The organism is Flavobacterium sp., from assembly GCF_030146175.1.
GTDB lineage: Bacteria > Bacteroidota > Bacteroidia > Flavobacteriales > Flavobacteriaceae > Flavobacterium.
Genome location: NZ_JASLCE010000075.1, coordinates 1 through 12,552 on the forward strand (window position 1 = coordinate 1; position 12,552 = coordinate 12,552).

Annotated in this window: 9 protein-coding genes; 3 read left to right on the plus strand and 6 right to left on the minus strand. The window is 41.5% G+C overall.

Annotated elements, in window-relative coordinates:
• Positions 1–2,173: TonB-dependent receptor (locus tag Q1R07_RS09110; RefSeq protein ID WP_300488913.1), on the minus strand; the 2,173-nt coding region annotated here is incomplete at its 3' end.
• 99 nt (positions 2,174–2,272) lie between these two features.
• Here Q1R07_RS09110 and Q1R07_RS09115 point away from each other — a divergent pair.
• Both Q1R07_RS09115 and Q1R07_RS09120 read left to right on the plus strand, forming a co-directional pair.
• Positions 2,273–2,929, plus strand: a complete 657-nt coding sequence (locus Q1R07_RS09115; RefSeq protein ID WP_300488916.1) for a metal-dependent transcriptional regulator — start codon at positions 2,273–2,275, stop codon at positions 2,927–2,929.
• A 2-nt stretch (positions 2,930–2,931) separates the two neighbouring features.
• A complete protein-coding gene (locus Q1R07_RS09120) occupies positions 2,932–4,818 on the plus strand; it encodes an Nramp family divalent metal transporter (RefSeq protein WP_300488919.1) in 1,887 nt (628 codons plus the stop codon).
• On the opposite strand, the gene Q1R07_RS09125 is transcribed toward Q1R07_RS09120, so the two are convergent.
• The 4 genes from Q1R07_RS09125 to Q1R07_RS09140 form a co-directional block, all read right to left on the minus strand.
• The gene (locus Q1R07_RS09125) at positions 4,815–4,940 is read right to left on the minus strand and encodes a FeoB-associated Cys-rich membrane protein (protein ID WP_300488922.1); all 126 of its coding nucleotides are present in this window, start codon (positions 4,938–4,940) and stop codon (positions 4,815–4,817) included. The genes Q1R07_RS09120 and Q1R07_RS09125 overlap by 4 nt on opposite strands.
• Positions 4,941–4,942: 2 nt before the next feature.
• A complete protein-coding gene (gene feoB, locus Q1R07_RS09130; RefSeq protein ID WP_300488925.1) occupies positions 4,943–7,045 on the minus strand; it encodes a ferrous iron transport protein B in 2,103 nt (700 codons plus the stop codon).
• Between the two features lie 4 nt (positions 7,046–7,049).
• Positions 7,050–7,283 carry a FeoA family protein gene (locus Q1R07_RS09135; protein ID WP_136403503.1) on the minus strand — a complete coding sequence of 78 codons (234 nt, stop codon included), beginning with the start codon at positions 7,281–7,283 and terminating at the stop codon, positions 7,050–7,052.
• Between the two features lie 105 nt (positions 7,284–7,388).
• Positions 7,389–8,060 carry an SCO family protein gene (locus Q1R07_RS09140; RefSeq protein ID WP_300488930.1) on the minus strand — a complete coding sequence of 224 codons (672 nt, stop codon included), beginning with the start codon at positions 8,058–8,060 and terminating at the stop codon, positions 7,389–7,391.
• A 170-nt stretch (positions 8,061–8,230) separates the two neighbouring features.
• Here Q1R07_RS09140 and Q1R07_RS09145 point away from each other — a divergent pair, with 170 nt between their 5' ends.
• Positions 8,231–10,297 (plus strand): M13 family metallopeptidase, encoded by a 2,067-nt coding sequence (locus Q1R07_RS09145; RefSeq protein WP_300488936.1) that lies wholly within the window; start codon positions 8,231–8,233, stop codon positions 10,295–10,297.
• 47 nt (positions 10,298–10,344) lie between these two features.
• On the opposite strand, the gene Q1R07_RS09150 is transcribed toward Q1R07_RS09145, so the two are convergent.
• The coding region (locus tag Q1R07_RS09150; protein WP_300488933.1) for a T9SS type A sorting domain-containing protein at positions 10,345–12,552 on the minus strand (2,208 nt) is incomplete at its 5' end.

The window sequence follows — 12,552 nt, forward strand, 5'->3', positions numbered from 1 at the left end:
ACGGATTATCCGGTGTTGCAATTACATTTCCGTTGGTGTCGTGCTGTACGTTATGATCAAACGGATCATTGGCACGGGCAATAATAAAGGGATTTCCTTTATTCGGTGTCCAGTTCAGTAAATTTTTAACACCACCATAAATTTCGAAATTTTTTAGCTTGGTGTAGGTCAGTTGTATGTTTTGAATGCTCCACACCGGCGAATATTCTTTTCTTGGATCCAACGGGCCTAACAACGGTAAACGCATCGGTCCGTAAAGATTTCCGGTATAATCGATATCCAGATACAATTTCGGAATTTTATACGAAATCGCCCAGGTTCCGGAAAAACGTTCCGTTAGCATCTGTCGTGTGGTGACACCGTTTTCGGTTTTATTCACATCCATATAGGTTGCGCCAAGAATGACTTTTAAACCATTGTTAAACACCATATCGATATTGGCACTGATTCCTTTGGTAATGGCATGTCCGTCCAGGTTTTTATAGATAATCTGATTCGGGTTGGTGTCGTAATCCGGAATAATGGAATTGGTAAAATAGGTATACCACGCACTCGTTTCAAGTCCGATAAAATTCCCGTTTTCGCTATAGAATTTTTTCAGATAATTCAGGTTGACGTTATACGAGCGTTCGGGTTTTAAATCTCCTACCACAATTACATCGCGCGAACCGGTAAGTGCGGCATGTTCTTCGGTAAACAAATTGACAATACGGAAACCGGTTCCGGCATTTAGTCGGATAATATTGGTATCGTCCACTTTCCATTTATAGGCAAAACGCGGTGTAAAAATAGAACCGTGGTTGCTGTTGTAATCATATCGGGCACCTAATAAAATACTGTGTTTTTTGGCGAAAGAAATTTCATCCTGCACAAACAAACTTGGAATCCAGGTTTCATCGGCGGTAACCGTAGCCGGCGTATTGTCGTTATACAATTGATAACGGACAGCCGTACCAAATAACAAATCGTGATTTTTAATCTTTTTATCCCAGGTAAGTTGTCCGAAACCAATACGCTGAATGGCCATAAAAGGGGAATTACCATAAACAGAATTCTGATCGTGATCGGTATAGGAAAACGAAAGTAGCATTTTTTCGCTCACCGGTAGTTCGTAGGCACCAATCAGTTCCCAGCGTTTGGTGTAAATACTTTCCCCGTAAACTTCGTCGCCACCGCGGTATTTCTTTTCCCATTGCATCTCACCGCCCCAACGATCTTCGTAAAAATAACGTCCGGCGATTGAAAACAGCTTGTTGCTTTTCCGGTTAAAATTCCATTTCTGAAAAACCGAAACCCGATCCTGTAACGTGACATCGGTGAAATTATCATTGTTTTTGTCGATAGGATTGCTGTAATTAAAATAATTGACACCGGTTAAAAAGGAAACCGATTTTCCGATATTGGATTTAAAACCCAAATCGGTATTCAGTTCGCCCCAACTGGTTCCGAAAGCATCGGCCGAAAATACCGGCGCATTTTTCGGGCTTTTGGTGATAATATTGATCAGTCCGCCTACGGCTTCACTGCCATATAAAGAAGACGCAGGTCCTTTTACAACTTCTACCCGTTCCAATAGGGAGTTTGGAATACCCGACAAGCCATAGACGGTCGACAAGCCACTTACGATCGGCATTCCGTCAATCAAAACCAAAGTATAGGGGCCTTCCAATCCGTTAATATGAATATCGCCAGTGTTACAAACGTTACAGTTAAGTTGCGGACGTACCCCGTTTACATTTTGTAAAGCCTCAAAAATATTGGAAGTGGGATTCTTTTTAAAAAAAGTAGGCTTGTACACTTCAACGGGAACAGGGCTTTCGAGTCTGTTCACCGCTTTCAGTGTACCAGTCACTACAACTTCGTCCAACGACTGGTTTTCTTTCAGATCGAAATGGACCATTGCCGGAGTCGCGTTATGAATCGTTATATTTTTTCGTTGCGAACGGAAACCGGTAAAGCTTACCTGAATTTCATAGGTTCCATCCGAAACGTTTTCAATTGTAAAAAGCCCGTTGGCATCGGTCGAAGCGCCGAGCTGCGTTTTGGCAATAACCACATTGGCATAGTGTAGCGGAACGCCATCGGAAGTGACTTTCCCTTTTAGTGTAGTTTGAGCCGAAACGGAGTAACCACTTAAAAGGCAGGTAAAAAAGAGTAGAATTAGATTTTTCACAATATTATTTTAGATTAAAACGAAATTAAAATTTAGACAAAACTAAAAATATTTTTTGAATCAAAAAAATTTGTATTTTTGAAAACATAAAATTTATCCATGACGCATTCAGAAGAGAACTATTTAAAAGTCATCTACCACCTGTCGGTTGTTTCGCCAAGAGGTGTTAATACCAACGCCATTGCCGGAATGATCGAAAGTAAAGCCTCGTCGGTTACCGATATGGTTAAAAAACTGGCCGAAAAAGACCTAATCCTGTACCAAAAATACCAAGGGGTAACCTTAACGGAAAAAGGCTTGTTGGCAGCAAAGATGATTGTACGAAAGCATCGTTTATGGGAGGTGTTTCTGGTTGAAAAACTCGATTTTACCTGGGATGAGGTACACGATGTGGCTGAAGAACTGGAACATATCAAATCGGAAAAACTGATCAATAAGTTGGATGCCTTTTTAGGTTTTCCGACAGAAGATCCGCATGGTGATCCGATTCCGAATGCAAAAGGAGAGATTAAAAAGATAGACAAACAATTGTTATCCGACCTGGAAACAGGACAAAAAGGGATATGTGTGGGCGTAAAAGACTCTGCTTCGAGTTTTTTACAATATCTTGACAAACAGCAAATCGCATTGGGATCGAAAATCGAGATCATCGGTAAGGAAACTTTTGATATGTCGCTAACGATTATTGTAGACGGAAAAGAAATGATTATATCGAATAAGATTGCGAATAATCTCTTTGTGAAATTAGCCACCTGATTATGACGCGAAAAACAACAAATTCACTGGAAGAAGTACACGAATCGGTTGCCATAGTACAAAATACGTCGATATGGAAAAAAATCCTGGCCTTTTTTGGCCCGGCCTATATGGTGAGTGTCGGTTATATGGATCCGGGAAACTGGGCAACCGATATTGCCGGAGGGAGCCAGTTTGGATATAAACTGATTTGGGTATTGTTGATGTCCAATATCATGGCGCTACTACTACAAAGCCTTAGCGCCCGGTTGGGAATTGTCCGCCAGCGGGATTTGGCTCAGGCCTCGCGCGATACGTATTCCCGTCCGGTGAATATGGTGTTGTATATTTTGGCGGAGATCGCTATTGCGGCCTGTGACCTTGCTGAAGTGCTCGGAATGGCTATCGGATTGCAATTGTTATTTGATATTCCGTTGCTTTGGGGGGTTAGTATTACGATGTTGGATACTTTTTTACTGTTGTTTTTACTCAATAAAGGAATCCGGAAAATGGAAGCTTTTATTATCGCATTGATTGCTATTATCGGTTTGTCATTCCTGATCGAAATGTTTCTGGCAAAACCGGATGTCACCGAAATTGCCCGGGGACTTATCCCTTCCATACCCGATAGCACGGCTTTATATATTGCCATCGGAATCATCGGAGCCACGGTCATGCCGCACAATCTTTACCTGCATTCGTCATTGGTTCAGACACGGAAATTCGATCGCAGCAAAAAAGGAATCAAACAGGCAATCCGGTATAATTTTCTTGATTCGTTTCTGGCGTTAAATATGGCCTTTTTTGTCAATGCGGCGATTTTGATTTTAGCCGCGGCCGCTTTTTATAAAAACGGAATGCACGAAGTGGCCGAAATTCAGGATGCACACCGATTACTGGAACCCTTACTGGGAACGCATTGGGCTTCAATCTTATTTGCTGTGGCATTGATTGCCGCCGGACAGAGTTCTACGATAACCGGGACATTGGCCGGACAAATTGTAATGGAAGGTTATCTGAATTTACGGATTCAGCCGTGGGTGCGTCGTATCATTACCCGTTTAATTGCGATAGTCCCGGCGTTGGTAGCGATCATTTATTTTGGGGAAGCCGCCACCGGAAAATTACTATTATTAAGTCAGGTGATTTTAAGTTTACAATTGGGATTTGCGATCATACCGTTAATTCATTTTGTTAGCGATAAAACAAAAATGCAGGGATTTGCCATTGGAAAATGGACTAAAATAGCATCATGGCTTATCGCGCTGATTATTGTAACGCTAAACGCTAAACTGGTTTACGATGAAATTGAAACCTGGATTACAACTTCCGAACATCCTATATATATTTGGTTGTTTGTAGTACCCATTGCTATTTGTGCGACTTTTTTACTACTCTATATCATCGTAAAACCATTTATAGAAAAAAACAGAGCGATTCCGAATCTGGTTCCGCATATCAATGAAATCGTAGTAAGCGAATCCAATGAACCGATCGTATATTCCAAAATCGCCATTGCGCTGGATTTTTCAAAAACGGATCAGAAGAGTATTGCGAGTGCTTTACAATTGGGCGGAAAAACGGCGCATTATACGATTATCCATGTAGTGGAAACGGTAGGTGCGATGGTACACGGAAATGAAACCCATGACTATGAAACAACCAGTGATCATTACTATCTGGAAGAATATCAGAAAGCATTGGAAGCGCGCGGTTATCGGGTGAGTAGTATACTGGATTTCGGAAGTCCGAAAAAAAGTATAGCCAAAGTGGTAAATGAAAACGATTTCGATATATTGGTTTTGGGCGCACACGGACACAACTGGTTTAAAGACCTGTTGTTTGGTACTACGGTCGACGCGGTACGACACAAAATCACCATTCCGCTTTTAGTCGTTAAAGACCATTAACTGCAACCGCAATCCGGTCCACCGCAATTTTTCTTTTTCTTTTTCCAGAAGTATTTTCGGATAAAGAAAAGTACGGCTGCGGCCAGAATTACATATACTGCTATTTGTTGAAAATCGATCATGATTATTGCAAAATTTGATACGCAACCAGTGAAACGACATACGCAAATCCACTCATAAACACCAACTGAATCATCGGCCATTTCCAGGAATTGGTCTCTTTTTTAGTGATAGCCAGTGTTGAAATACACTGCATCGCAAAAGCATAGAACAACAATAGGGAAACGCCGGTGGCAAGATTAAATACTTTTCCGCCGGTAATCGGATTGATCTCGGCATTCATTCGGTTTTTAATTGTGGTTTCTTCTTCGGAATGACTTCCTACACTGTAAATCGTCGCCAAAGTTCCTACAAAAACTTCACGAGCGGCAAAGGAAGTCACTACAGCGATACCGATTTTCCAGTCATATCCCAACGGGCGGATTACCGGTTCGATCGATTTTCCGATTATCCCGATATAGGAATTTTCTAATTTATACGAAGCAACCAAATCGTCTTTTTCGCCGCTAATTTTATTTTGAGCCAACTCCTGTTCGATAATTTGTTCGGCATTTTTAAAGTTACCGCCTGGGCCATGCGAACCCAGGAACCATAAAATAACAGACAGTGCCAGGATAATTTTACCGGCTCCAAAAACAAAGGCTTTGGTTTTTTCGATCACATTTAAGGCTACGTTTTTAAATAACGGCACTTTGTAATCCGGCATTTCAATCACAAAATAGGATTTCCCTTTTACTTTCAGGATTTTGTTCAGAATATAAGCCGATAAAATCGCCATTCCGAAACCTAACAGGTATAAGGTCATTAACGTTAATCCTTGTAAATTGAAAATACCCAATAGGTGTTTTTCAGGGATGATCAATGAAATTAAGATCGCATATACCGGTAAACGTGCCGAACAAGTCGTAAAAGGCGTTACCAATATAGTGATCAGTCTTTCTTTCCAACTTTCGATATTACGCGCCGCCATAATCGCCGGGATCGCACATGCCGTTCCGGAAATTAAAGGCACCACACTTTTACCACTCAGTCCAAAGCGACGCATGATTTTGTCCATCAGGAACACCACACGACTCATATAACCGCTTTCTTCCAAAATGGAAATAAACAGGAACAGGAATGCAATTTGCGGAATAAAAATAATGATACCGCCCAGTCCGGGAATGATCCCTTCCGAAATCAGATCGGTCAATAATCCGGGAGGTAAGTTTTCGGCAGCATAAGCACTTAGTGATGCAAAACTTTCATCGATAAAATCCATCGGAATACTCGACCAGCTAAAAATCGACTGGAAGATTAACAGAAGGATACCGAAAAAGATGATATAACCGAAAAATTTATGCGTTAAAACACGATCCAGTCGGGCGCGGATATCAGTTGCCTCTTCGCGGTTAACGGTATAACCCACTTTTAGGACATCGTTGATAAACTGGTAGCGTTTTATGGTTTCTTTTTGTTGTAATCGTTTTAATTCTGCATCCGATTTGACAAACGATTGGATCGAAACTTCGTTGCGGTGCAGGTTTCCAAAATTTACATCCTGCGTAATCACCAGCCACAATTTATATAACAGCTGATTTGGGAAAGCATGACGCAGATTGTTAAAATACTCCGGATCGATTTCGGAAGCATTCAAACAAGGCTCGGTAGAGAGCTCTTTATAATTGATGATCAGGTTTTTCAGGTTGTCGATTCCCGTTTTTTTGCGGGAACTTACCAAAGCGATTTTGGTTTTTAATTCCTTTTCCAAATACGGAATATCCAATGTGATCCCTTTCTGTTCCATACGGTCGGACATATTGATCACCAAAATGGTAGGGATTTCCAGATCTTTTATCTGAGTAAAAAGCAGCAAGTTTCGTTTTAAGTTTTCCACTTCGGAAACCACCACGGCAACATCGGGAAAATCCTTATCGTTTTTATTCATCAACAACTCGATCACGACATTTTCGTCGAGTGAGCTGGCGTTTAAACTATAGGTTCCCGGTAGGTCAAGAATGGACGCTTTAACGGAAGGGGATAATTTGGAAACCCCTTGCTTTTTGTCGACCGTGATACCCGGGTAGTTTCCTACTTTTTGATTTAAACCGGTTAGCTGATTAAAAACGGATGTTTTTCCGGTGTTCGGATTACCTATTAAGGCTACTTTTAACGTGCTTGTACTCATGAACTTATTCCTTTATAATCTCAACCTCAATTTGTCTGGCGGTTTCAAGGCGAATCGCTACATGGCTGTCGTTAACATTGATATATAACGGATCACCCAGTGGCGCCACTTGTAACAACTCTACGGTATTGCCGGGAAGGCATCCCATTTCCAGTAGTTTAAGAGGGATAACGTCAACATTAAAGTCGTTAATCAAAGCTTTCTGTCCTTTTTTTATTTGTGCTAACGTAATTTTCACCTTATTTAGATTGAATTAAAATAGAACTACAAAAGTAAGCATTTAAAACGGATACGCCATGTTAAAACGGACTTTCACATTTTTTTATGAATCCGCTTAAGGCGATTATTTTTCCTGAGCCGACAACCAGTTGATGTCGTCAAGTAGTCGTTGCACATCCTCCATTTTGGTTCCGTCGTAAAAACCGCGGACACGGCGTTTACTGTCAACTAACACAAAATTTTCGGTATGTACCATATCGTAAAGTTCTTCCGGTTTTCCGGTTTTAACAGCCAGATACGATTTACGGGCAATATAATAAATGTCTTTTTTATCGCCGGTAACCAAATTCCATTTGCTGTCGATCACGCCTTTTTCCAGCGCATATTTTTTTAACACCGGTACACTATCGATATCGGGTGTTACCGAGTGCGATAACAACATTACCTTAGGATTATTTTTGATTTTGTCCTGAAGCCATACCATATTGGTAGTCATAATCGGACAAATAGTCGGACAAGTGGTAAAAAAGAAATCGGCCACATAGATTTTCCCTTCGTAATCCTTTTGGGTAATCGTTTTTCCGTTTTGATTTACAAAAGCAAAATCGGCAATAGTATGTTTATTGGCTACGTGTTGTATTGTAGTGTCCACCAATTCCGGATTAACCATCGATGGTGTATAGATAGGCAAGTGTTTTTTAGGCGTCAGTGCATTATAAAAAAGCGTAATGATAATGGCAGAAAGAACAAAAAGAACGATAAAAAACAGTCGGTATTTTTTGAAAAAGCGAAGCATGATATAATTTTTTGCAAAAATATAAAGAAGTTCGCTATTAGGGGGTTAAATATTACCTAAATCACAGCAGGTTTAATTTTAACAAATAAAAAAAGCGATTCGGCTATGAATTCTTATTTTTGTTATCCTAAACACAAATAGCAACCAAAATTAACAATATGGAAATAAAAATGAATAAAGGCGTATTACTTGGCGCAACCGCTACGTTGGTTTTGTTTTCCTGTAAATCAGGACAGACTACCGCATCGGCCGACAAGCAGGCGACGCATCCGGGCATCAATTTGAGCTATATGGACAAATCGGTTAAACCGGGTGACGATTTCTTCCGTTATGTAAACGGAACCTGGTATGACAAAACCGAAATCCCAAGCGATAAAACCCGTTGGGGAAGTTTTGACGAACTACGCCAGAATACGGATAAAGATGCCTTAGCGATCTTAAAAAAAGCGGCAGCCGACAAAAATCTGGATCCGAATTCCGATCAGGCGAAAGCGGTAAATGTGTATAAAACATTTATGGATACCATTGCCCGAGACAAAAGAGGTATTGATCCGATTAAAGCGACATTAGCCAAAATCAATGCGGTTAAAAACGTACAGGATCTGAATGCGCTTTTACTGGAAATGGAATCGGAAGGCGGTATGGGATTCTATGGAATGGGAGTAGGAGCCGATGCTAAAAACAGTAACCGTAACGTAGTATATGTAGGTTTGGGAAGTCTTGGATTACCAGATCGTGATTATTATGTATCGGATGATGCCGATTCAAAAGAAAAAAGAGAAAAATACGTAGCGCACGTAGCGCGTATGTTGCAGTTTTTAGGTGAAGGACCAAGTCAGGCGAAAGAAGATGCGAATAAAGTATTGGCTTTGGAAACAGCTTTGGCCAAACCGAGACTGGATCGTGTGGAACGTCGCGACAGACGAAAAACTTACAACCCGATGCGTGTGGCTGATTTACAAAAATTGACACCATCGGTAAACTGGAAAAACTATTTTGACGGATTAGGCGTACAAAACCTGGATTCGTTAGTGGTATCACAACCGCGTTATATGACGGCTTTGGAAGATATCTTCAAACAAAATGACGTAGACAGTTGGAAAGCCTATTTGCGTTGGACGTTGATCAATAAATCTACAGGCGTATTGACAACCGATATCGAAAATGCCAACTGGGATTTCTACAGCAAAACATTACAAGGTGCAATCAAACAACGTCCTAGAGAAGAAAGAGCGTTACAGGTTGTAAACGGAACAGTAGGTGAAGCCTTAGGAAAATTATATGTAGCCGAAAAATTCCCGGCCGAAGCAAAAGCGAAAGCCAAAGCGATGATCGAAAACGTATTCTTAGCTTTCGAAAACCGTATCAACCGTTTACCTTGGATGACGCCGGCAACCAAACAGGGTGCGATCCAAAAATTACGTAAGTCGACCGTTAAAATCGGATATCCGGACAAATGGAAAGATTATTCCAAATTGGTAATTACAGGACCTGCTAATGGTGGTGCGTACTACGAAAACATGAAAAACGTAGCCCGTTGGGGATTCCAGGAAAATATCGACGATTTGAAAAAGCCGGTAGACAAAACCCGTTGGGGAATGTCACCGCAAACGGTAAATGCGTATTTCAACCCGTCGTATAACGAAATCGTATTCCCGGCTGCTATTTTACAACCGCCATTCTACGATTATAAAGCAGACGAAGCCGTAAACTACGGTGGAATCGGAGCGGTTATCGGACACGAAATTTCACACGGATTTGATGATTCCGGAGCGCGTTACAACGCCGATGGAAACTTAGTAAACTGGTGGACAGACGAAGATTTAAAACAATTTACCGGTTTAGGTGGTGCTTTGGCAGCACAATACAGTGCTTTGGAGCCACTACCGGGAACTTTTGTAGATGGTAAATTTACGTTAGGAGAAAATATTGGTGACCTTGGTGGTGTTAATGCTGCTTATGACGGACTACAATTATTCCTTAAGAAAAACGGAAACCCGGGCTTAATCGACGGATTTACACCGGAACAACGTTTCTTTATTTCATGGGCGACCATCTGGCGTTCGAAAATGAGAGACGAGGCGATTAAAAATCAGGTAAAAACCGACCCGCACTCACCGGGAATGTACCGTGCTTATGTGCCGTTGCAAAATGTGGATGCTTTCTATGAAGCATTTAGCATTAAACCGGGCGATAAATTATATGTAAAACCGGAAGACAGAGTTAAGATCTGGTAATGAAAAAGCCCCCGCTAATGCGGGGGCTTTTTTTATAAATCGGAGTTTTATTTTTTCTGAATCACGATTTTCTGAGTGATAGTCGGTTGGTTTTCCGAATCGATCCGGATGATATACATTCCTTCGGAAAGCGCCTGCAGTGACAGGACATTATTCGGACCGGTTAACGGTTGTTGTAGTACGGTTTTACCGGTGATATCGATAAGGGAAACATTGGCCTGTTTCACTTCCAGGTTGTTAAAATCGATATTTAAAATATCTTTAGTCGGATTCGGATAAATCAGCATATTGTCGTTTACCGAAATCGTAGCTGTTTTTTCAAAATCCAATTCCGGTTCCGCTGCTTTCATATTCTGATTTGGTAATTCGCCGCGATACATAGACGCCAGAGATGCTTCGTACCATTCTCGGTACCAGAACCACCATCCGGAACTCCTCTTAATATATTGGATGTTAAAAATCTGATCCGGAGCTGTTGGAGCTGCTTTTACCAGAAACTGACGCGAAGGTTGGTTCAGGTACCAGTCGTTATAATAGGAACTTCCACCATTACCCCAGTTATACGACATGCCCGGTGCACCGCTACTGTAATCATAACTGGCGATCCAGTTGTTGCTAATAGCCAGGTATTCGCTATAGCCGTCGTTGTCCAGATTACCGGTCATCATTTTATAACTGTAATGCGCCGGAGTAACATTGGTCGTAGTAAAACTGGTTCCCAATCCCTGTCCGCCGGTTAACGTCCATCCGCTACCGGTAAAACGCATAATGGCTGAAAAACTACTGGATGAATTGCTTACAAATGCATACAGCTCATCGCGGGTAGTGGTACGCATTTTTCCTTTCATATACCGTTGAATCTGTGAGATCTGTAATCCGCCAATCCATCCGGAACCGTTGTTACTCCATATTGTTTGCGGGGAATACCATCCGCCTGGAGACGAATTGAATTTTACCAGATGCGACCATCCGTTTGGATTTACGCAAAGTAATTCGTCTTTTCCGTCGCCATCGAAATCACCCACAAGGAAGGTATCTTTTGGCCCCATATACCAATAGGCAATAGGTGTATTACTTCCGTTATTACTCCAGCGTTCCTTCCACGACCAGGTCGAAGGGAGGTATTCTTTAATTTGTGCCCAACTTCCGGTATCGGTACGGGATAAGATTTCGTCTTTTCCGTCACCGTCAAAATCACCGGAGTAGTAACGATCGCCATAATTGCGATACCAGCATCCGAAAGTACGGTTTCCGCCATTCCCCCAAAGATGATACCAGTCGGTTCCCTGATCGCAGGAGAAATCCATAATACCGACCCAATTTCTGTCGGGATTGGCAAAGAAAATCTCTTCATCATTGTTTTCTCCGTCAAAGTTTCCGGTTAGAATATAATCGCCATCCTGCATATACCAGGTTGCCACCCATTTCAGGTTTCGGTTATTGGTCCAGGATTTTACGATTTCACTTGAATTATTCACGTTAGCATAATCGTTCAGGCAATACGCATGACTATTAATGGAATTCAGAATAATATTTCGGGTATGCGGACTAAAATAAAGCGGTGTATAAGTCGATGTATACATACACATGATTGGCATATCGTTCCCACTACAGGATGAGGTTCCGTAGTGTTCGTCGTCGTGTAGCGAACCAAAAATATGGCCTATTTCATGAGCGGTAATACGAATTCGTGTTGGATCTTTACCAATAACGCCATAGGCAGAATAGCTGGTGCAAAGCGAGTTGGTAAATGCGATACCAACCGTTCCGCTATTCGGACGTCTTCCGGTAAAAAGTAACGCCAGATCGCGGTCTTTATTGGTATGATTGGCATTCCAGTTGTCGCGGAATTTATACAGTAAGTCGGTCGCATCATTGGTGTTGTATAACGAACCGTTATTAGGTAAAAGATTGACGTGTTTTACAATAAACGAAATGTTGAAATAATGCGTGTAAACACATTCAACAAAAAACAGATTGCTCAGGATATTGGAAGCCGAATTACTTCCATTTTGATCACACCAGGGTTTATCACCTTCGGCAGCGATTGTCAGGAATCGCGGCGTACATTGATAGAAAAAGCCTTTTTCGGCCACAGGCGGTTCCTGAATCAACTCCTTGATTTGCGTACAACGGGAGTTTTGCGTACTGATGATATTTCCGAGGTTAAAAACCAATAACGGATTTTCATCGGTCACAAAATCGTCACCGTTTAATTTGATAAAATCCTGAAGTGATGTATAATACAAAACTTC